General features: G+C 72.4%; 18 protein-coding genes. 7 read left to right on the top strand and 11 right to left on the bottom strand.

Translation table 11 applies throughout. The features are described from left to right. Positions 1-66: 66 nt before the first annotated feature. Both HUT19_RS23620 and HUT19_RS23615 read right to left on the bottom strand, forming a co-directional pair. Complete coding sequence (locus tag HUT19_RS23620) at positions 67-1,782, bottom strand: hypothetical protein (protein ID WP_254885738.1); 1,716 nt, start codon at positions 1,780-1,782, stop codon at positions 67-69. Between the two features lie 298 nt (positions 1,783-2,080). Further along, entirely contained in the window at positions 2,081-3,472 is a 1,392-nt protein-coding gene (locus tag HUT19_RS23615; RefSeq protein ID WP_176182374.1) for a transcriptional regulator, read from the bottom strand. A gap of 420 nt (positions 3,473-3,892) precedes the next feature. Here HUT19_RS23615 and HUT19_RS23610 point away from each other — a divergent pair, with 420 nt between their 5' ends. The 3 genes from HUT19_RS23610 (at position 3,893) to HUT19_RS23600 (ending at position 7,103) form a co-directional block, all read left to right on the top strand. Beyond that, positions 3,893-4,549 (top strand): bifunctional DNA primase/polymerase, encoded by a 657-nt coding sequence (locus HUT19_RS23610; RefSeq protein WP_176182373.1) that lies wholly within the window; start codon positions 3,893-3,895, stop codon positions 4,547-4,549. A gap of 101 nt (positions 4,550-4,650) precedes the next feature. Further along, positions 4,651-5,454 carry an ABC transporter ATP-binding protein gene (locus HUT19_RS23605; protein WP_176182372.1) on the top strand — a complete coding sequence of 268 codons (804 nt, stop codon included), beginning with the start codon at positions 4,651-4,653 and terminating at the stop codon, positions 5,452-5,454. Continuing rightward, a complete protein-coding gene (locus HUT19_RS23600) occupies positions 5,451-7,103 on the top strand; it encodes a transporter (RefSeq protein ID WP_176182371.1) in 1,653 nt (550 codons plus the stop codon). Before HUT19_RS23605 ends, HUT19_RS23600 begins: the two co-directional genes overlap by 4 nt. Before the next feature lie 245 nt (positions 7,104-7,348). Here HUT19_RS23600 and HUT19_RS23595 read toward each other — a convergent pair whose 3' ends face one another. Next, positions 7,349-7,693: an SH3 domain-containing protein gene (locus HUT19_RS23595; protein WP_176182370.1), complete on the bottom strand. Its 345-nt coding sequence runs from the start codon at positions 7,691-7,693 to the stop codon at positions 7,349-7,351. 138 nt (positions 7,694-7,831) lie between these two features. Then, a complete protein-coding gene (locus HUT19_RS23590; RefSeq protein ID WP_176182369.1) occupies positions 7,832-9,019 on the bottom strand; it encodes a lactate 2-monooxygenase in 1,188 nt (395 codons plus the stop codon). A gap of 247 nt (positions 9,020-9,266) precedes the next feature. Here HUT19_RS23590 and HUT19_RS23585 point away from each other — a divergent pair, with 247 nt between their 5' ends. After that, positions 9,267-9,899, top strand: coding sequence for a hypothetical protein (locus tag HUT19_RS23585; RefSeq protein ID WP_176182368.1), 633 nt, complete (start codon positions 9,267-9,269; stop codon positions 9,897-9,899). After that, entirely contained in the window at positions 9,896-10,810 is a 915-nt protein-coding gene (locus HUT19_RS23580) for a hypothetical protein (protein ID WP_176182367.1), read from the top strand. The genes HUT19_RS23585 and HUT19_RS23580 overlap by 4 nt, the downstream gene beginning before the upstream one ends. Before the next feature lie 33 nt (positions 10,811-10,843). Here HUT19_RS23580 and HUT19_RS23575 read toward each other — a convergent pair whose 3' ends face one another. Continuing rightward, positions 10,844-11,710, bottom strand: coding sequence for an alpha/beta fold hydrolase (locus HUT19_RS23575; RefSeq protein ID WP_176182366.1), 867 nt, complete (start codon positions 11,708-11,710; stop codon positions 10,844-10,846). 509 nt (positions 11,711-12,219) lie between these two features. Then, entirely contained in the window at positions 12,220-12,912 is a 693-nt protein-coding gene (locus tag HUT19_RS23570; RefSeq protein WP_176182365.1) for a metal-dependent transcriptional regulator, read from the bottom strand. Between the two features lie 159 nt (positions 12,913-13,071). Between HUT19_RS23570 and HUT19_RS23565 the strand changes: the two genes are divergently transcribed. After that, positions 13,072-13,827 carry an SIS domain-containing protein gene (locus tag HUT19_RS23565; protein ID WP_176182364.1) on the top strand — a complete coding sequence of 252 codons (756 nt, stop codon included), beginning with the start codon at positions 13,072-13,074 and terminating at the stop codon, positions 13,825-13,827. Positions 13,828-14,050: 223 nt separating this feature from the next. Here HUT19_RS23565 and HUT19_RS23560 read toward each other — a convergent pair whose 3' ends face one another. After that, positions 14,051-15,568: a PAS domain-containing protein gene (locus HUT19_RS23560; RefSeq protein ID WP_254885737.1), complete on the bottom strand. Its 1,518-nt coding sequence runs from the start codon at positions 15,566-15,568 to the stop codon at positions 14,051-14,053. Between the two features lie 455 nt (positions 15,569-16,023). After that, positions 16,024-16,725 carry a pyridoxamine 5'-phosphate oxidase gene (pdxH, locus tag HUT19_RS23555; protein WP_176182362.1) on the bottom strand — a complete coding sequence of 234 codons (702 nt, stop codon included), beginning with the start codon at positions 16,723-16,725 and terminating at the stop codon, positions 16,024-16,026. Between the two features lie 446 nt (positions 16,726-17,171). Between pdxH and HUT19_RS23550 the strand changes: the two genes are divergently transcribed. Next, a complete protein-coding gene (locus HUT19_RS23550; protein WP_176182361.1) occupies positions 17,172-18,272 on the top strand; it encodes a citrate synthase 2 in 1,101 nt (366 codons plus the stop codon). A 3-nt stretch (positions 18,273-18,275) separates the two neighbouring features. Here HUT19_RS23550 and HUT19_RS23545 read toward each other — a convergent pair whose 3' ends face one another. The 3 genes from HUT19_RS23545 to HUT19_RS23535 are packed head-to-tail and all read right to left on the bottom strand — an operon-like array spanning position 18,276 to position 21,273. Next, the gene (locus HUT19_RS23545) at positions 18,276-18,896 is read right to left on the bottom strand and encodes a TetR/AcrR family transcriptional regulator (RefSeq protein ID WP_254885736.1); all 621 of its coding nucleotides are present in this window, start codon (positions 18,894-18,896) and stop codon (positions 18,276-18,278) included. Next, the gene (locus HUT19_RS23540) at positions 18,893-19,693 is read right to left on the bottom strand and encodes an enoyl-CoA hydratase family protein (protein WP_176182359.1); all 801 of its coding nucleotides are present in this window, start codon (positions 19,691-19,693) and stop codon (positions 18,893-18,895) included. Before HUT19_RS23540 ends, HUT19_RS23545 begins: the two co-directional genes overlap by 4 nt. After that, on the bottom strand, positions 19,690-21,273 hold the full coding sequence (locus HUT19_RS23535; RefSeq protein WP_176187203.1) for an AMP-binding protein: 1,584 nt from the start codon (positions 21,271-21,273) through the stop codon (positions 19,690-19,692). The genes HUT19_RS23540 and HUT19_RS23535 overlap by 4 nt, the downstream gene beginning before the upstream one ends. Positions 21,274-21,310 lie beyond the last annotated feature (37 nt).

The raw sequence follows: 21,310 nt of genomic DNA, 5'->3' as shown, positions 1-21,310 counted from the left end.
GGCACGGACGAGACGGGGGCGGGGACGAGACGGGGGCGGGGCCGGTGGCCCCGCCCCCGCTCCGTGTCACAGCTGGGTGGCGTCGTGCCGGGTGAGTCCGTACTTCGAGGCGATCGGGTTCCACAGCCCGGACGCCTTCTTCTTGGCCACGGTCGCCTGACCGCTGGCCCGCTCGGCCGCCCCCACATGCGGGGACCTGCGGGCCTTGCCCTTGTGGCAGCCCTTCTTGCCCGCGACCTGGTCGGCCCAGGCCGCGTACTGGTTGTCGGCCGTGGCCGAGGACTTCCACGCCTTGGTGAGGGCCGCGGTCAGCTGCGCGTGGTTCGGCAGCTTGTCCACCGAGAGCTTGCCCAGCCGGGTCACCAGTTTGTTGCGCTGACCCGCCGCCGTGCGCAGGTCCGAGGCCGCCGTGGACAGGTCCGTGCAGGACTTGATGTTGTTGACGGACCTGATCACCGACGCCCGGCTGTTGTTGCTGTCGGCGAGCAGCGAGTCCAGCGCCTTCGCCTGCGGCTGCGCGGGATCGGCGGCCTTGGTCGGCTCGTCGTCCCCGGCCTTGGGGGAGGCGCTGTTGAGCGTGGAGTTCTTGTCGTTCCTGTCGTTCTCGTCGTCGTCACCGCCCGCGCTGAGCGCGGCCCCGGCGGCGAGCCCGGCGATACCGCAGCCCGCCACCACGATGCCGATGAGCACGGCGGGCGACAGACGGCGCCGACCGCCCCCGCCGCCGCGGCGGCCACCGCCGCCCGGCTCCCCGCCGGAGGGCGGGACGCCCGGGCCGTGGGCGCCGAACTGTGGGAGCTGCTGGGTCTCGTCGGGCGCGTCCGAGCCCGGGCCGCCGTCGGAGCGGAACAGACCGTCGAACTCGGCGGGCGGCGGCCGGTCCCCCGGACGGCCCGGCCGGATGGCGAAGGGGGCACCACCGGGGCGCGGCGGCTCGGCCGCCGGAACGGGGCCCGGGAGCACCTGGGTCTCCTCGGCGGCGTTCACCGGCGCCTGCGGGGGCATGGGCTGCGCCACCTGCCCGCCGCGGTGCGCACCCCGGCCGGGGCGTACCGCGCGCAGCTGGGTGGTGGACTCGGCGGGCGACTCGGCCCTGGGCATCTCGGGCGGCAGCGGTGCGCCGACCGCCTTGGGGAGCAGGGTCGTCGGGGTGTCCTGGGGCGGCTGCGCCCGTCCCGGAACGCCCGGTATCGGGCCGGGGCCGCCGGGTATCGGGCCCGGGGAGCCGGGCGCCGGGCCGGAGCCGGAGACGGGGGGCAGGTACTGGGTCGCCTCGGCGTCGGCGGCGGACTGCGGCGGAAGCGTCTGCGTCTCGTCGGCGGCGTTCGGGAACGGCTGCTCGGGTCTCTCGGGCGGCAGATGTCCCTGAGGCGGCAGATGTCCCTGGGACGGCGACTGTCCCTGGGCCGGGAGCTGCCCCTGGGAGGGGTCCGCCGCCCAGCCCTGCTGCTGCCCGTACGGCTGTCCCGGCGGCAGCGGCGCGGCCCGGCCGTAGGAACCGCCCTCCGGCGGCAGCGGCGCGGCCTGTTGTCCGTAGGAACCGCCCTCCGGAGGCAGCGGGTCCGCGCCCTGCGGCGCACCGGCAGGTGCGCCCTGTGCGCTCTGCGGCCCCCAGGGCTGACCCCATGCCTGGCCGCCCGCCGGGGCCGCCTGGTGCTGCTGATCCGAGGGCCGCTGGTCGCCCTGGGCAGGCAGCACGACGCCCTCGCGCACGGGTTGCGTGGGCTGGGCGGGCGGGACCGCAGGCAAGTGCGGCTCGTTCCCCTGTCCGCTCTGCGTCACCGGGACTCCTTGGTATGCGGAACTTACGGAATCGTCGGGTCACGCTACCGGTTCGCCGGAGGGTCCGGAGCCCGCCGGACCGCGCGCACAGGGAGAGACTGGTCACCGCGATATCTGCCGAACCACCGTGACCAGGGGCGATGCCCGGTGACCCGGCACGGTGGCCATCAGCGGCCACCGGCGGGCGCCGGACCGGGTGCGACCTGCGACGCGACGGCGAATGTCACAAACCCCCATCAAACGCAGACGCATGTACGGCTCCACACCGGCGCGGCCACCCGCCCGGCCGCGGGGACGGTCAGGCGACCTGCACCTCCAGCCGCGCCCCGAACTCTCGCACCACCGGTTCGTCCCGGTACGGCTCCAACCGCTGCTGGAAGTCGTCCAGATACTCGGTGCCGCGGCTGGACCGCAGCGTCCCCAGCAGATCCACCGCCTGGGTGCCGACCTGGCACGCCTGCTCCACCTCGCGCTCCTGCACATGGGCCGTGGCCAGCAGCATCAGCCCGATCGCCCGCCGCCGTACCCGCCCCTCCGGATGGCCCTCCAGGGCCTCTTCGGCCCGCCGCCGGGCCGACTCGGCCTGGCCCAGGTCGCGATGGCAGTGGGCCAGCTCATCGGCCAGATAGGCGCGGTCGAAGTGCTGGATCCACACCGGGTCGTCGCCGGTCTCAGCACCGCTGCCGCCGGCCCGCTCCATGGCGTCCAGCGCCCGCCCGGCCGCGGTCTGGCTGGAGCGGGCGTCACCGAGCAGGGCGTGGCCACGGGCCTCGGCGGCCAGGAACATCGCCTCGGCACGCGGTGGCACCTGGCCACGCGAACCTTCCTGCGCGGCCTTCGCCAACTGGGCGATCTCCCGGGGATTTCCGAGTTGGGCGGCGAGATGGCTCATGCTGGCGGCGAGCACATAGCCGCCGTAACCACGGTCCCCGGCGGCCTGGGCCAGCCGCAGCGCCTGGATGTAGTAGCGCTGGGCAAGTCCGGACTGACCGGTGTCCACCGCCATGTATCCGGCCAGTTCCGTCAATCGGGAAACCGCTCCGAAGAGTTCACGGCCGACCGACTCACGGTAGGAACCGGCCAGCAGCCCGGAGACCACACTGTTCAGATAGTGGACGACGACGGGTCGCACATGCCCGCTGCCGTAGCGGTGGTCGAGGTCGACGAGCGCGTCGGTCGTGGCGCGCACCGCCGCCACGTCGGAACGGCCCACCCGGGCCCCGGCCGTGCGCGCGACCTGGACATCGGCACCGGTGATCAGCCAGTCGCGGCTGGGCTCGACCAGCGCGGAGGCGGCGACCGTGGAACCGCTCAGGAAGTCGCGGCGGCCGACGTCGCTCCGCCACAGCTCACAGACCTGCTCTATGGCGCCGATGACGGTGGGCGAGAACTGGAGCCCGACGCCCGACGCCAGGTTCTTGCCGTTGGCCATCCCGATCTCGTCGATCGTGACCGTACGGCCCAGTTTGCGGCCGAGGGCCTCGGCGATGATCCCCGGGGCGCGCCCCCTGGGCTGCTGGCCGCGCAGCCAGCGGGCGACCGAGGTCTTGTCGTAGCGCAGATCGAGGCCGTGCTCGGCGCCGCACATGTTGACCCTGCGCGCCAAGCCGGCGTTGGAGCACGCGGCTTCCTGGATGAGCGCTTGCAGCCGTTCGTTCGGCTGTCGCGCCACAAGCGGCCTAGCGGCCATGGCTTTACCCCCTGTGACTGCTGTACGTTCTCGGCTCTTGCCGTCCCTTTTGATCAATGCCCCGCAGATATCGCGGATATACGGCGAATGCCGGTGAATGCGGACCTTGCCCGTATTGACCGCATCGACCGCATCGACCGCATCGTTCGCGTACGGCACGGCACGAGACCGGGGCAGCGGCCCCGGACGACGCGGCACAGCGGCCGGAACTCGTACGCCCGTCACGCATGGTTGCTACCCGCTCACCCTCCCGCGACCTCATGCGCGCCCCCGGCCATGCATCCATGCGCCCCGCATGCCGTCGCCGCGCACCCCCCGGCACCGGTCGCGCCACCCCCGGCCCCCGGTCGCCCCGCCCGGCCGGGTGCCCGGCCGTAACCCTTGTTGACGGCGGAAGTTGTCCTGTGCGTGGAAGAGACCATGGACGTGACAGGAACATCGCAGATCCCCCGGCAGCGGGGGGAACGGCTGGTCGACACCGCGGTGCGCTACGCCGAGGAACGGCACTGGGACGTGCTCGCCGGCGCCTGGCTGGTGCCGGTGGCCGGTGGGGAGCGCTGTTCCTGTGCGTGCGCCGACTGCCCGTCCCCCGGCGCCCATCCGCTCGGCGGGGACTGGGTGAACCAGGCGACCGGCAGCCCGGTCGTGGTCCGCCGGATGTGGGGCAAGAGCCCGCACGCGTCGATCCTGCTGCCCACCGGCCGTACCTTCGACGCCCTCGACGTCCCCGAGTCGGCGGGCTGTCTGGCGCTGGCCCGGATGGAGCGGCGGAACGTCGAGCTGGGTCCGGTCACCTCGACCGCCACCCGCCGGATGCTCTTCTTCGTCCTCCCCGGCGGTGCCGCCAAGGCCCCCGAGCTGGTGCGCAACCTGGGCTGGCCGCCGGACTCCATCGACCTGGTGGCCCGCGGCGAGGGGGACTACGTGGCCGCGCCCCCGACCCGGGTCGGCAGCCACGGCCCGGTCCAGTGGGCCCGCCGCCCCACCGCCGCCAACCGCTGGCTCCCCGACGCCGAGGAGTTGGTCAGCGCCCTGGCCTACGCGTGCGGACGGGACGGACGGCGGGACGGCCGCTGACAGACCGGATCCCTCCGGGCCGCCCCCACGTAGGGTGTTCGCGGACGGGGGCGTGACCGGCCCCCGCGCAACACACGACGTGGGAAGACGGGGTGGATCCGGTGCCGGAGCAAAAGACACGTCCGCGGCGGGAAGGCGCGTCCGCGGTACGGGTGAGCGGGCTGTGGAAGCGCTACGGGGAGCAGATCGCGGTCCACGGCGTCGATCTGGAGCTGCCGGCGGGGCAGTTCATCGGCCTCGTCGGCCCCAACGGCGCCGGGAAGACCACCACCCTGTCGATGATCACCGGGCTGCTGCGGCCCGACTCCGGCACCGTCGAGGTCGCCGGACATGACGTCTGGCGCGACCCGGCCGAGGTCAAGGCCCGGATCGGGGTGCTGCCCGAGGGACTGCGGCTCTTCGAGCGGCTGTCCGGCCGTGAGCTCCTGGCCTACACCGGGCGGCTGCGCGGACTGCCCGGTGACGAGGTCGACAAGCGCGCCGCCCAGCTGCTGGACGTCCTGGACCTGGCGGGCGCCCAGAACAAGCTGGTGATCGACTACTCGACCGGAATGCGGAAGAAGATCGGCCTGGCCGCCGCTCTCCTCCACAATCCGGAAGTCCTCTTCCTCGACGAGCCCTTCGAAGGGGTCGACCCGGTCTCCGCGCAGACCATCCGCGGAGTGCTGGAGCGCTACACCCGCTCCGGTGCGACCGTCGTCTTCTCCAGCCATGTGATGGAGCTGGTGGAGTCGCTGTGCGACTGGGTCGCGGTGATGGCGACAGGACGGATCCGGGCCCACGGACCGCTGGCCGAGGTGCGCGGCGACGCCCCGTCCCTCCAGAACGCCTTCCTGGAGCTGGTCGGCGCCCAGCAGCGCGGTGCGGGCCACGACCTCGACTGGCTCGGCGGCGGTGCCCGATGACGGTCACCGATCCGCTGGGCACCACCGCCCCCGCACCCCCGGCCGCCCCGACCGGGTCGCTCACCCCGGTCTTCGTCACCCTGAAACTGTCGCTGCTGCGCAACGGGCTGCGGCAGTCCGCGGGCCGCCGCGCGGCGTACATCACCTCGATCGTCCTCACCCTGCTCTTCGCCGCGCTGCAACTGCTCGGCCTGGTCCTGCTGCGCGGCCATGACCACGCCGCCGCCCTCGTCACCGTGCTGACCGCGGTGCTCGCCCTGGGCTGGGCGGTGGTGCCGCTGTTCTTCCCCGGCGGTGACGAAACCCTGGACCCGACCCGGCTGGTGATGCTGCCGCTGCGGCCGCGCCCGCTGATCGTCGCGCTGCTGGTGTCCTCCCTCGTCGGCATCGGCCCGCTGTTCACCCTGACCCTGGCGGCGGGTTCGGCCGTGGCGCTCGCCCACGGGGCCGCCGCCGCGGTGGCGGGCGTCCTGGCCGTGCTGCTCGGCCTGCTGGTGTGCGTGGCGCTGGCCCGGGCCGTCGCGACCGCCAACATCCGGCTGCTGACCAGCCGCAAGGGACGCGATCTGGCGCTGCTGAGCGGGCTGTTCGTGGCCGTCGGCCTCCAGTTCGTGAACGTCGGCTGGCAGCAGCTCTCCGGCAAGAACGGGCTGTCGGTGCTGGAGCCCGCCGCCGATGTGCTGCGCTGGGTGCCGCCCGCCGCGGCCGTCGACGCGGTCCAGGGGGTGAGCGAGGGCGCGTACGGCGTCGCCGCCGCCCAGTTCGCCCTGACGGCGGGCGCGCTGGCGCTGCTGCTGTGGTGGTGGCAGCGAGGGCTGACCCAGCTGATGACCGCCCCCGACGCCTCCACACTCCGGACGGACACCCCGGAGCGGACGCCGGGACAGCGGAACGCGGACGGCCCGCTGGGGCGGTTGCTGCCCGCGGGCCGCACCGGCACCGTGATGCTCCAGACCCTCCGCTACGCCGTGCGGAACCCCAAGACCAAGGCCAGTTGGGCGACCTCGCTGGCGATCGGGCTGCTGCTGCCGGTCATCACCTCGCTCCAGGGCGCCGGATCCGTCTACACCGCCCTCTGGGCCCCCGGGCTGCTGGGGATGCAGATGTACAACCAGTTCGGCCAGGACTCCTCGGCGTTCTGGATGGTCTCCCAGACGATCTCCTCGCGGCGGGACGCCTATCTGGAGCTGCGGGGACGGGCGATGGCGATCGGCCTGGTCGCCCTGCCGTACACCACCCTCACGATGATCGTCGCCGCCGCGTTCATGAACAGGTGGGACGCCGCACTCGAGACACTGGGCATGGGTCTGGGGCTGACCGGCGCGCTGGTGGCGACCGGGGCCCTGACCTCGGCGCTGTTCCCGTACTCCATCCCCCAGGACAGCGGCTACAAGAACGTCGCGCCCGGACAGGCGGGGCTCGCGTGGATCAGCATCTTCGGCGGGATGATCGCGGGTGCGGTGCTGAGCGCACCGGTGCTGGGCATGACGATCTGGATGCACCTCAGCGGTGCCCATGAACTCCTGTGGCTGGTACTGCCGGTGGGCGCGGTCTACGGCCTGCTGATCGCGGAGGCCGGGCTGCGGCTGGGCGCGCCGCGGACGCTGGCACGGCTGCCGGAGATCCTGACGGCGGTGAGCAAGGGCTGAGGCGGTGCCGTCGGCACCACCTCAACCGGCGAGCCCTTACTGCTGCTGGTCGGAGCTGGTGCCGCGTCATCCCCAGCGGGCTCCCGACGCCGGCTGCGGCCCCGCCCCCAGGCTTCGCCCGGGAGGTGCCCCCTGCCGCGTTGTCGGGATCGCCCGAGTACGCCCGGTACGAGGACGACCCTCCGCCTTGCGACTGACCGCATCCGGCGCCGCTCGCTGATCCACCGGGGATGACGGGACAGCCCTTAGTCGAGGTACTTGCTGTAGACCCAGCCCCTGGTCCCGGCCCGAATTCCCGAGGTGGTCCGCTTCGTGATCTTTCCGTAGGACCAGCTCTTCTCGAACACACGGGTGCGGCAGAAGTACCGGAAGGAATCCCCTCGGTAAAGCGTCCCTATCGCACGGTAACGCTTACCGGGGCCGGTACGGAATCGGGCACCGCTGGTGTCGACCTTGAAATTGACGTCCGGCGAATTGAACCGGCACGCGGACGGTCCGACCGCCGAGGCCGTGGGTGCCAGAGCCACCGAACCGCCCAGCATCAGCACCGCTGAGAGCACGACCATCGAGGCTTTACGCTTGATCTTCACGCAATCTCCCCCCGTGATCAGTCAATTCATCGCGCACCCAAGAGCGTAGCACCAGCCAATCCCGCGACCCCGCACCCGATAAAGCGGGCGATTCCGGATAGGTTAAATTCCGGAAGGACAGCGCAATATGAGGGTATGTCAGGCAAGCGCGTCACGGGTCAGCCGGGCGGCATCCGTATGGCCGGACAGCGCCATCGTCAGCTCGAACTCCCCCAGTACGGACCGGATGACGTGCTCCACCCCCGCCTGTCCGTCGAGCCCCAGCCCGTACGCGTAGGGCCGCCCCAGCAGCACCGCGCGGGCGCCGAGCGCCAGCGCCTTGAAGACGTCGTCCCCGGTGCGGATCCCGCTGTCGAAGAGCACCGCCAGCCGGTCGCCCACCGCGTCCACCACCCCCGGAAGCGCCTCGGCGGCCCCGATCGAGCCCGCCACCTGACGGCCGCCGTGGTTGGAGACGACCACCCCGTCCATCCCCGCGTCCGCCGCGCGGCGGGCGTCATCCGGGTGCAGGATCCCCTTGAGCACGATCGGTCCGTCCCAGTGCTCCCGCAGAAACGCCAGATCCTCCCAGGACTTCCCCGGATCGCCGAACATCTGCACAAATCGCAGCACCGCCGCGTCCAGATCCTCGTGCACCGGTTTGGCCAGCCCGGCCTGGAAGGCGGGATCGGTGAAGTAGTTGGCGGTTCCGACACCTCGCAGAAACGGCAGATACGCCTGGTCCAGGTCGCGCGGCCGCCACGCCAGCAGCGGGGTGTCCAGGGTCACCAGCAGCGCCGTGAACCCCGATGACCTGGCCCGGTTCAGAAAGCTCAGGGTGACCTCGCGGTCCTTGCCCCAGTAGAGCTGGAACCAGCGCTCCCCGTCCCCCATCGCCTCGGCGACCTGCTCCATCGGCGTACTGGACGCCGAGGACAGCACAAACGGCACCCCTCGCGCGGCCGCCGCACGGGCCGCGGCGGGCTCCGCGTCCGGATGCATGATCGACAGCACCCCGATGGGCGCGAGGGCGAGCGGCGCGGCCAGCCGGGTGCCCAGCAGTTCCACCGACAGATCGCGCCGACTGGTGTCCCGGAGCATCCGCGGCACGATCCGATACCGGTCCAGCGCGGCCCGATTGGCCCGCTCGGTGCTGCCGCTGCCCGCACTGCCCGCCACATAGCCGACCGGACCGGGGCCAAGACGCGCGGTGGCCACCTCCTCCAGCCGGGACGGATCGGTGGGCAGCCGGGGCACGGCGCCGGTCATCCCGTTGAGATAGATCTCGTACTGGAACGCCGCCCAGTCCCTGCCCGGTTCCGGATCCGTGCTCCCGCCGCCGATCATCCGTGCTCCTCTCGCGTCCGGTTCGCTGCTTTTCCTGACGGCATGGCTTCCCCGACCGCCCCGTTGAACACCCGGCCCCGCACATCGGCACCACCGCACAGAAAGGGCAAACGGCCTTGACGTAGCGGGAAATGGCCGGAGAGCGGCTTGTCATGGGCACCCCCTAGGATCTTCTTACGCCGATCGCGCCACGGGAGATCCGCAATGGGAGCGCGATGGCGTCAGTTACTCATATGGGGAGATCGACTTGCCGTTCAACAAGGTGACCCTGCTGCGCATCGGCGCGCCCGCCGCCGTCCTGGCGCTGGCGCTGACCGGCTGTGGATCTCACGGCAAAAAGGGCACTTCGTCCAAGTCCAAGAAGCACAAGTCCAGCTCCTCCCACTTCAGCGGCGGACACCGGAGCGGCGCCAAGAAGAGCCGTTCGGTCGCGAGCAAGCTGCTCAAGCCGGGTCAGTCGGCCTCACGGGCGTTCCGCGAGGACACCGGTGTGAAGCCGTTCTACCGGATCGCCGCCCAGAAGGTCGCCATCGGCACGAACGCCGAGGCCAAGGCGCTGGTCTCGGACCCCGCGGACGCCAAGGGCAAGGTGCCCGCGGTGGTGTACGTGACCTACACCCACATCACCGGCGACGAGGTCCCGGAATTCCCGCGGGTCGGTGACTACGCCAATGTGTTCACCAGCGGACGGCCGGGGACGAAGGTCATCGGCAATGTCAAGGAGCCGAAGGGCTGCGCGGACGCGGACGACATCAAGAACTGGAAGGACGGACAGAGCTACACCCTCTGCAACACCTTCCTCGTTCCCGAGCACCCGAAGTCCATCAGGGTGACCTGGACCGAAATCGGGGGCGACCCGTTCACCTGGAAGTTCTCGTGACGGACCAGCCCGCCCCACCACGGACGTTGCTGCCGGTCACCCGGAGCGGGCTCGTCTCCGACCCCCGGCTGGAGGGCACGGTACGGCGGATCGGCACCCGGCACGGGATGGACTATCTCGACGACAACGCCGTCCGCACCATGTTCACCGAGCACAGGCGGCTGCTCGCCCGCACCGGCCGGACCAGGGGCGTGATCGGCGTCCTCGCCCTCCTCGTGGGGCTCGGCTGGCCGTTCTTCGTCCAGGCCTCCCCCACCTACGCGGTGGCGTCGGACCCGTACTCGGGACGGTCGGCCAAGGACGCGATCTCGCTGGGCGCGGCGGTGCTGCTGCTGGTGGTCGGCACCTGTCTGGTGGTCTCCACCTACCGCGCCCACCAACGGCAGCTGCGCCACCCCCGGCTGACGGGCTACCGGCAGGTGCTGGCCGCCGCCACGGCATACGGCGTACCGGTGGCACATGTGCCGGACTGGCTGATCGGCCGGGACCGGGACGGCGGCCGGGCGAGGGCCCCACTGCCCCGCTACGAAACCGGCCGGGCCCGCCCGGAGACACGGGCGGCGGACGGGCAACGGGTGCCCGAAAAGCCGCGCACGGTCGCCGAGTACGAACGCATCGCGGACCAGGGCGGCTGGCATGACGAAACCGGCTGGCTGCTGCTCTTCGCGGGCGGCGGCGGTCTGCTCTGGGCGGCCACCGAACTCAATTCCCTCCTGCCCGGGGTGCTGGCCCTCGGGGTCTGCACCGCGCTGGCGGTCTGGGTCTGGACGACGGGCGCCGCGCAGGGCAGACACAAGGACGCGCTGCGGGACCAGGCCCGGGCCTATGTCCAGACGCTGATGGCGGCCCAGGCGGCCGGCTCGGTGATCCCGGAGCTCTCACCGCAGCTCCAGGCCCTCATCGAGGACTGAGGCCGGCGGGAGCGCCCCGCGCGCTCCCGCCCGTCACACCGGAAGCACCTCGGCCAGGAAGGGCTCCACCACCCGCCGCCAGCCGTCCGGCTGGTCGTAGTGGACCAGATGGCCCGCGTCCACGACCTCCGCGTACTGCCCACGGGGCAGCACCCGCACCATCTCCTGGGCCTCGGCGCGCCCCAGCTCGCCGTCCAGCCCCCGCACCACCAGCGTCGGGCACCGCACCAACGCCAGCTCTTCCCAATGGGCGTCATGGACCCAGGTCTCACGGGCCCTCAGCATCTGGCGCCGGGAGAAGACCGGCCGCCAGCCGTCCGACCGCTCGGCCATGACCTCGGCGAAGAACTCGCCCCGGGATGGACTCGGCCGCTCCAGCACCGGATCGTCCTCACCGAACCACTTCCGCACATCGGCCAGCGTCGCGAACGGCACCGGCCAGGATCCGAACCACTCGGTCCACTCCCGCTGCGACGCCGCGCCCAGGGCGGAGGCCCGCATATCGCAGATGACCAGGGCCCGGACCAGATCGGGACGACGGGCCGCGAGCTGCCAGGCCGTCAGGGCGCCCATCGCATGGCCGATGAGGGTCACCGGCGCCAGATCGAGCTGCTCGACGGCGGCCGCCGCGTCCTCCACATAGGCCGCACGGTCGAACGGACCTTCGGGGGGCTTGTCACTGCGGCCATGACCGCGCTGGTCCAGGGCGACGGCCCGATGCCGGGTGGAGAGCCAGCGGGCGGTCTCGGCCCAATGGGCGGCGCGGCCCATCAGCCCATGGAGGAGCAGCACTCCGGGCTTGCGCGCTCCCGTCCGGCCACGCGGCTTGGGCGGATCGGTGAACTCCCAGGCGGCGAGCCGGACGCCGCCGGTCCCGCTTACGTCGATGCGGCGCACCATATGGTCTGGCACCTCCATCCCTCTCTCGAGCAAGTCCACAGTATCGAACCCTTATTCGAATGTGACGGTGTCGCCGGGCAACACCCCTCGTTCGAGTGACCATGCTCAAGGATTGGTCGTCTCCGCCGAGGGGAGACAGCTAGCGGGAGGCGGACTGCTCGGGGAAGGGAGTCCGCGGGGGACGACCCTGGGAGCTCGGGGCTCCGGGTCACCTGGCCCCCGGGTCGCACCGGTCGCGTTCGCGCGGACCGTGCGGCCCGGGGTCCAGCGGGGGGACATGGGGAAGCGGGGCCCCGGCACCTCAGGGCGCCGGGGCCCTCGCTCACGAACACCCGTCCGGCAGCACTCCCCGTCGGGCCCATAGGAGCCCCCTCCCCTGACCCCAGAAACGCCTCGGCGCGCGAGCACGCGAATGTAGCGTCGCACGCGGCAGCGCGGCCCGCCCGGGGTTCCCCCAACTCCGGTGTCGGGAATATCCGTCCCCGCGGGTGGCGGTGGACGAACTCAGATCAGCGCTTGGCCACGAAGACGTGGGAGGCGATCTCCGCCTCCAGCTCCGCCGCCTCGCCGCTGCTGCCGACCAGCACACCGCCCGGCGACTCGGTGACGCTCACCACCGAGCCCGGCTGCACCCCGGCCCGCCGCAGCGTGTACATCAGCTGGGCGTCGGTCTGAATGGGCTCGCCGATCCGGCGCACCACCACGGTCTTGCCCTCGGTGCCCGGCTCCAGCTCCCGCAGGCTCACCATGCTGTCGTCCAGGAACGGATCGGCCTCCGCCTTCTCGCCCAGCTCCTCCAGGCCCGGGATCGGATTGCCGTACGGCGACTCGGTCGGATGGCGCAGCAGCTCCAGCACCCGCCGCTCCACCGCCTCGCTCATCACATGCTCCCAGCGGCACGCTTCGGCGTGCACCTGCTCCCACTCCAGCCCGATCACATCCACGAGCAGGCACTCCGCGAGCCGGTGCTTGCGCATCACCCGGGTGGCCAGCCGGCGGCCCTCGTCGGTGAGCTCCAGATGACGGTCGCCCGCGACCGTCACCAGACCGTCGCGCTCCATCCGCGCCACCGTCTGGCTGACCGTGGGGCCGCTCTGATCGAGCCGCTCGGCGATCCGGGCGCGCATGGGGACCACGCCCTCCTCCTCGAGCTCGAGGATGGTGCGGAGATACATCTCCGTGGTGTCGATGAGTCCGGACATGCGTGCCCCTCATGTGTCGTGCGGTGGCCCTGACCCAATTCTGACGCATCCCACCGACAACGGGGCCGAGTCGGCCCCTTCCATCCCGACGGTGAGGACTGCTATTGACAGCGTCATGATCCAAACACACACCGGAACGACACCGACGGGCACCCGCCCATGAGCGATTCCGAAGCGGCAGGACGCTTCTTCGACTCCGCCATCGGCCTGCTGCGACGCGTACGGAACGAGGAGTCCCAGCAGATCACGGCCGCGGCCCGGCTGATCGCCGACACGGTGACCGCGGGCGGCCGCCTCTTCGTCTTCGGCGCCGGGCACTCCTCGCTGCCCGCCCAGGACGTCGTCTACCGCGCGGGCGGGCTGGCGCTGATGAATCTGCTCCCGGCACCCGGTCTGGTCGGCGTGGACGTCAGGCCCGCCACCCTCGGCAGCGCGCTCGAGCGGATCGAGGGCCTGGCCTCGACCGTCCTGGAGCAGAGCCCGCTGCGCTCCGGGGACCTGCTGATCGTCATCTCGCTCTCGGGCAGAAACGTGCTGCCCGTGGAGCTGGCGAGAACCGCCCGCGAGAAGGGCGTCACGGTGGTCGGGGTGACGTCCGTCGCCTACGCGAGCGGCACCACCTCCCGCAATCCTTCGGGCGGCTTCCTGAAGGACCACTGCGATCTGGTCCTGGACAACAAGATCGCCGTCGGCGACGCGGAGCTCACGACGGAGGGCGTGGCCGCCCCCTTCGCCCCAGCCTCCACGGTGGTGACGAGCGCCCTGATGCAGGCGATGGTCGCGACGGCCGTCGAGGAGCTGGCGAAGGGCGGCACGGAACCGCCGATGCTCAGATCGGGCAACGTGGACGGCGGCCACGAGTGGAACAAGCGCGTGATGACCGACTACGCGGACCGCATCTTCTACCGCCACTGACGAAACACCGATGGCGGGGCGGCCGCCGACGAGACGGGAGGGGTGGGAGGGGCAGGGGGCGCAGGGGGTCCTGGACGCTCGGGGTCCCCCATGCCGAAGGCCAGGGGCGTATGTGTGGCGCCGGTCTCCGGCCCACCCGGCTCCTCCGGGCACCGGCGCCGGCGAACGGTCCAGGACCCATCCCGGAGGCCCCGGCCCCGCACCCGCCCACGCGCCCTCGCCCTCAGCCCGCCCGCCCGGCGAGGTCCACCGCCGCGGCCACCCTCGCCGCCACGTCCTCCGCGTACACCGCGTCCGTACGGTCGAACGCCCGACGCGTGGGCCCGCGCAGAAACGTGGCCACGCCCAGCGTGCGGCCGCGGCTGCGGAGGACCGCGCAGAGCGCGTGGACGGTCCCGTCCGGCCATTTGCGGACCACCGTCCACTGCGTCAGCGACACCTCGTCCGTCCGCGCCGCACTGGCCCGCACCGCACCACACCGCTCCACCGCCTGGAGCGCCGGATGCCCCTCCGGGTACGCCACCGGGATCCCGCCCGGGGCGGTCGGCGGACACGGCCCCGGGCTGTCGCACGGGGTAGCCGCCACCCGCACCAGCCGAACACCACCGTCTCCCGCCCCGGCCCCCGAGGACGGCAGCACCAGGTCGAGCAGCGCATGGTCCGCGAACCCCGCCAGCGCGAAGTCCAGGTGGACCGAGACCGCCTCCATCGGGTCCTCGCACTCGGCCGCCGCCCGCGCCGCCCGGTGCAGCTGACTGCCCCGGAAGCGCATCCGGGCGCTGTCCTGCTCGTGCGCCTTCGCCTCCGTCACGTCCTGGAAGATCCAGGCCACCCCGAGCGGCACCGGCTCCTCGGTGAGCGGCGAGGCCAGCCGCAGGAAGCCGCTGCGCCAGCAGCGCCGCACCGAGTCGGCGCCCGGACCGAACGCCCGCACCGCCGCCGCCTCCGCCTCCCCTTCCTCGAGCTCCTCGAAGTGGATGGCGTCCGCCATCTCCAGGTCCTCGTCCGCCTCGCGCAGCGTCACCCACAGCTCGGTGGGCGCGGGCGGCGCGCCCTCGGCCAGGACGTGCTGGAGGGCGCTCTCGACCTCCTCCACGCCCTGGTCGAGGAGGTCGCCGAGCGGACGGCCGAGCACGGCCCTGCGCCCCGTCCGCAGCGCGCGCGCCGCGTTGCCGTTCACCACGGCCACCCGCAGATCGGCGTCGACGAGGACCACGTGCCACGAGGCGTCCTCGAGCAGCGCCTCGCTCAGCGCGATCGACCGCTCCAGGTCGATCTGCGAGCGCACCTCGCTGAAGGCGCAGTACACCCCGGTGGGGCGGCCGTCGGCGGCGGGCACCGGCGAGGACTGGGTGCGCACCAGGACCCGGCCGCCGTCCTTCGTCACCAGTGCGAATTCATGGACCCGGCGGCCCGCGGCGTCCCGTACCGCCATCAGCCGCCGCTGGACCTCGTCCGCGTCCGCCTCCCGGGCCGCCCATCCCGCGAGCCCCTTGCGGCCGACGGCCTCGGCCGCCGTCCAGCCGAGGATGCGCTCGGCCTCGCGGTTCCAGTGGGTCACGACGCCGTCGGCGTCGAACGCGCACAGCGCCGTGTCCATGCCGTCGAGCAGCGCGGCGAGCAGATCGGAGTCGTCCCGGTCGGGAGCGGGCCCGGAGACCGGGGACTGCGCGGGGATGGACCGCGCGGAACGCGCGGGGCGGGCTGGACGTGCAGGTTCGGATCGTGGTGAAGCGGTCACCGGACACCCCCTGCGGGACGCGACTGGCTGTGGTGATGCACGTCGGAACATTGAACTCGAACGTGACGCGCGCCACACCGCATTCCACCAAATCGTTGTCTCCCGGAAATTCGCTTGTGTGTGGTCCGGGAGGGTTTTTAGGGTGTGGGGTACACGAGAAGGGAGGTGGTTCGGCAGATGTATGAAATCCGGACGCGTGAGGTGACTGCGGGCTAGCGGTCCGTCGTCGCGCTCTGCGCACCGCCGGACTGGCGCACGAATGATGTGCGCAGCCGGCCAATCCCAAGCAGTCACCCGACCCGCGGGTCGCCGGTACGTCCGACCGGCCTTCTGGTGCCGTACGGCACGAGGAGACGACCCGCGGGTCGTCTGCGTCCGCGCTCCGCGCGAGAGGGATCATGCGGCCCCGCCGCGACTGATCGCCCGGTGCCCCGCGCCCCTTCCGGGGCACGACCTCAGGGGCTCAGCCGCTCCACCTTCCAGCGCCCGCCCTCCTCGGACGGCACCCACACATACCGCAGCCGGTCGTGCAGCCGGTTCTCGCGCCCCTGCCAGAACTCCACCGCCTCCGGCACCACCCGGAAGCCGCCCCAGTGCGGCGGCACCGGCACCTGCTCGCCCGGCGGATAGCGGTCCGCCAGCTCCGCGTAGGAGCGGTCCAGCTCCTCGCGGGAGCCGACCACCGAGGACTGGGCACTGGCCCACGCCCCCAGCTGCGAACCGTGCGGACGGGTCCGGAAGTACGCCGCCGTCTCGTCCCGCCCGGTGCGCCGGGCGGTGCCCAGGACGATCACCTGCCGGGCGATCGGATGCCAGGGGAAGAGCAGCGAGACATGCGGGTTCCCGGTCAGCTCACGGCCCTTGCGCGAGCCGTAGTTGGTATAGAAGACGAAGCCGCGTTCGTCGAAGCTCTTCATCAGCACCGTGCGGGAGCTGGGCCGTCCCGCCGCGTCCGCGGTGGAGACGACCATCGCGTTGGGCTCGAACAGCCCGCTTCCCACGGCCTGCTCGAACCACCGGGTGAACTGCCGGTACGGATCGCCCGCGAGATCGGCCTCGGTGATGCCCTCGGCGCGATAGTGCTCGCGCATGGCGGCCGGGTCGTACGAACGCGCGGAGGAAGCCGACGGCTCCGGGTCAACGTGAGGCACGCGCATATCTTGCAACATCACCGGTCCGCCGCAGGGGGTACCGCGAAAGAGCGATGCCCCTCCCCACCACCGCGAGGTCTCTCCCCCGTCGCAGGGCCCGGTAACCCTCATTCGGGGGGCGGCGGGGTGTGCCGCTTCTCACGCTTCCCCATGGGTAGCGAAGCCACCAGACTGTGGCTGACCATGCGCCTGTCAGGGTCTGGTGCCCCACCTCTTCGGGCACGGCTGGGTGACCACCAGCCGCACGGGGCACATCACCGGATAGCCGGTACGGACCGCGAGCCGCCGCCACGCGGCCGTGGAACCGTCCCGGTACCGGCAGAACCGCCACCCGACGATCCCGCTGACGCAGCGGTACCGAGCCACCCCACCCGTCCCGTACGCGACCCGCACACCAGCCGCACCGGTCACACCATCCACCCACCGCCGACCACATCACGAGGAGCCGCCTGATGTCCGACTTCGTACCCGGACTCGAGGGAGTCGTCGCGTTCGAGACGGAGATCGCCGAACCCGACAAGGAGGGCGGCGCGCTCCGCTACCGAGGTGTCGACATCGAGGACCTCGTGGGCCATGTGTCCTTCGGCAACGTCTGGGGTCTGCTGGTCGACGGTGCGTTCAACCCCGGCCTGCCCGCCGCCGAGCCCTTCCCCATCCCCGTGCACTCCGGGGACATCCGGGTCGACGTCCAGTCCGCGCTGGCCATGCTCGCGCCGGTCTGGGGGCTGAAACCGCTGCTGGACATCGACGAGGAGCAGGCCCGCGAGGACCTCGCGCGCGCCGCCGTGATGGCCCTGTCCTACGTGGCGCAGTCGGCCCGCGGCCAAGGGCTGCCGATGGTGCCGCAGCGCGAGATCGACAAGGCGGAGACCATCGTCGAGCGGTTCATGCGGCGCTGGCGCGGTGAGCCCGACCCCCAGCACGTCGCCGCCGTCGACGCCTACTGGACCTCCGCGGCCGAGCACGGCATGAACGCTTCCACCTTCACCGCCCGCGTCATCGCCTCCACCGGCGCCGATGTCGCCGCCGCGCTCTCCGGCGCGGTCGGCGCCATGTCCGGCCCGCTGCACGGCGGCGCGCCCTCCCGGGTGCTGGGCATGATCGAGGAGATCGAGCGCACCGGGGACGCCGCGGCGTACGTCCGCCAGGCCCTGGACCGGGGCGAGCGGCTGATGGGCTTCGGCCACCGGGTCTACCGGGCCGAGGACCCGCGGGCGCGGGTGCTGCGGCGCACCGCCAAGGAGCTGGGCGCACCGCGGTTCGAGGTCGCCGAGGCCCTGGAGCGGGCCGCGCTGGAGGAGCTGCACAACCGCCGCCCGGACCGGGTGCTCGCCACCAACGTGGAGTTCTGGGCGGCCATCGTGCTGGACTTCGCCGAGGTCCCGGCGCACATGTTCACGTCCATGTTCACCTGCGCCCGCACCGCCGGGTGGAGCGCGCACATCCTGGAGCAGAAGCGGACCGGGCGGCTGGTCCGGCCCTCCGCCCGCTACACCGGGCCGGGGACCCGCAGCCCGCACGACATCGAGGGCTACGGGGACATCTCGCGGTAGCCTTCAGCCGCCCAGCACCTCCTCCAGGATCCGCGTCCACTGGGCGACGACCCGCTCCCGGCGCGGGCCGTCGTCCCTGAGCAGATTGGCCAGGCCCAGACCGCGGCCCATGTCCAGCAGGCCCTGCACGGTCTCCCGCACCCCCGGCACGGACTCGTCGGCACCCAGCAGCTCCACCGCCATCCGGTGGGTCTCCCGGCCGATCCGCGCCTCCAGCGCGGTCACCCGGGTGCCGAGCTGCTCCTCGTTGGAGGCCGCCACCCACAGCTGGAGGGCGGCCCGGAACAGCGGGCCGGTGTAGAGGCCGACGATCGCCCGCACCACCGTCCGGGTACGGCCCTCCCCCCGCGGTGCGGGGAGGGCCCGCAACTCCGCCGAGCGCTCCTCGGCGACATGCTCCACCGCGGCCGTGAACAGGTCCTCCCGGGTCGGGAAGTGGTGCTGGGCCGCACCCCGGGAGACCCCGGCCCGCTCGGCCACCACCGCCACCGTGGACCCGGCCCAGCCGTACTCGGCGAGACAGGCCACCGCGGCTTCCAGCAGCCGCTGCCGGGTGACGCGGCTGCGGTCCTGCTTGGGGTCGCGCAGTACGGTGCGGGGCCCCGGACCCGCCGTCCGCGTCACCGCCCGGCCTCCGCCACGCCCTCGTCCGCCGCGTCCGGCACCCACGGCGGATCCCGGCGCTCCAGGAACGCCGTCATCCCCTCCCGCGCCTCCGCCGAGCCGAACAGCCGCGCCGACAGCTCCGCCAGCGACTCCGCGTCCCGGTCGAACGTCCGCAGCACCTCCGCCGTCACCAGCCGCTTGGACTCCGCGAGCCCCTGCGGGGAGCCCCGGCGCAAACCCTCCAGCACCGGCGCCAGCAGCGCGTCCGGGTCCCCGTCCGGATCCGCCAGCGTCACCAGACCGATCCGGGCCGCCTCGGCCGCGCCGAACTTCTCCCCGGTCAGGTAGTAGCGGGACGCCGCCCGGGCGTCCAGCCGGGGCAGCAGCGGCAGCGAGATCACCGCCGGGGCCAGGCCCAGCCGCGCCTCCGTGAAGGCGAAGCTGGACCCCTCGCCCGCCGCCGAGATGTCGCACGCCCCCAGCAGCCCCAGCCCCCCGGCCCGTACATGCCCCGCGACCCGGGCCACCACCGGCTTGGGCAGCTCCACGATCGACCGCAGCAGCGACACCAGACCGAGCGTGCCGGTGGTGGCCGGCGGCTCCTTCAGGTCCGCGCCCGCGCAGAACGCGGTGCCGGTGTGGGTGAGCAGCACGGCCCGGGTGTCCCCGTCCCGCCCGGCCGCCGCCAGCGCCTCGTGCAACTCGGCCACCAGCCGGGCCGAGAGCGCGTTGCGGTTGTGCGGGGAGTCGAGGGTCAGCGTGGTGATGCCGCGGGCGTCAGTACGCCGTACCAGCGGCGAAGGCGCGTCGGTCATGTCGCGGTCGAACTCCTTTCCCTGGCGCGCAGCTCGCGCCTGAGGATCTTGCCGGTGGCGGAGCGCGGCACGGCGTCCGTGAACTCCACGCTGCGCACCTTCTTGTACGGGGCCACCTGATCGGCAACGTAACGGATCAGGTCGTCCCCCGAGACACGGGCTCCGGGCACCCGCACCACATACGCCTTGGGCAGCTCATTGCCCGCCCCGTCGGCCACCCCGATGACCGCCGCGTCCGCGACGTCCCGGTGGGTGAGCAGCACGGCCTCCAGATCGGCGGGGGCGACCTGGTAACCCTTGTACTTGATCAGCTCCTTGACCCGGTCCACCACGTACAGCCAGCCGTCGGCGTCCACGTGCCCGACGTCCCCGGTGCGCAGCCAGCCCTCGGCGTCGATCATCGCGTGGGTCTCCTCGGGCCTGCCCAGATAGCCCTTCATCACCTGCGGGCCCTGTACGAGGATCTCCCCGTCCACACCCACCGCCACATCCCGCCCCGACTCCGGGTCCACGATGCGCATCCGGGTGCTCGGCAGCAGCCTGCCCACCGTCCCCGGCGGTACGTGCTCCGCGTCCCGCGGCACCAGATGCGAACCCGGGGACAGCTCCGTCATCCCGAACGCCTGGAGCAGCGGCGGCAGCCCCAGCCGCTCGGCGCACGCCTGCGCCAGCCGCGCGTCCAGCGGCGCCGCCGCGCTCAGCACGAAGCGCACCGACGACAGATCGCGGCCCTCCACCGCCGGATGCTTGGCCAGCGCCAGCACGATCGGCGGCGCCACGTACACCGCGTGCGCCCGGTACTTCTCGATCGCCGTCAGGAACTGCTCCAGATCGAACCGCGGCAGCACGATCACCGTGCTGCCGTTGCGCAGCGGCGCGTTCATCAACGCCGTCAGCCCGTAGCTGTGGAAGAACGGCAGCACCGCCAGCACCCGTTCGTCCGGCAGCGTCGGCACCACCGTCTCCACCTGCGCCAGATTGGTCGCCACGTTCCGGTGGGTCAGCATCACCCCCTTCGGGGTGCCGGTCGTCCCCGACGAGTACGGCAGCACCGCCACGTCCTCCATCGGGTCGATCTCCACCGCCGGCTCCGGCGCGGTGCACGCGAGCATCTCCCGCAGCGAACGGTGCCCGCTCGCCTCGTCGCACACGAAGATCTCGCGCACCCCGCCGGCCCGCTCCGCCGCCTGCCGGGCCACCTCGAGCAGCGGCGACACGGTGATGATCCACCGTGCCTCCGCGTCCCTCAGCTGCTTGGCGAAATCCTCCGCCGTCGCCAGCGTATGCACCGTGGTGACGGCCGCCCCGGTGCGCGTCACGCCGTAGAACGCCGCCGGGTACATGATCGAGTTGGGGCTGTGCAGCGCCACCATCTCGCCCTTGCCCACCCCGGTCTCGGCCAGCGCGGCGGCGATCCTCCGTGAGGCGTGATCGAGCGCGGCATAGCTCATGCTCGCCCCCGTCACCCCGTCCACCAGCGCGGTCCGCTCACCGAACTCATCCGCCGCACGGGCCAGTACGGCCTCGTGAATGGGCAGATCGACGGGCGGGACATCGGGACAGTCGCTGTGCAGCACCATGGTGTTCCCCTCGAATCCGAAGACCTTCCCGTCGACT

Origin of the sequence: Streptomyces sp. NA02950 (assembly GCF_013364155.1) — a bacterium.
Taxonomy (GTDB): Bacteria; Actinomycetota; Actinomycetes; order Streptomycetales; family Streptomycetaceae; genus Streptomyces.
This window is presented reverse-complemented; position numbering and strand designations above follow the sequence as displayed.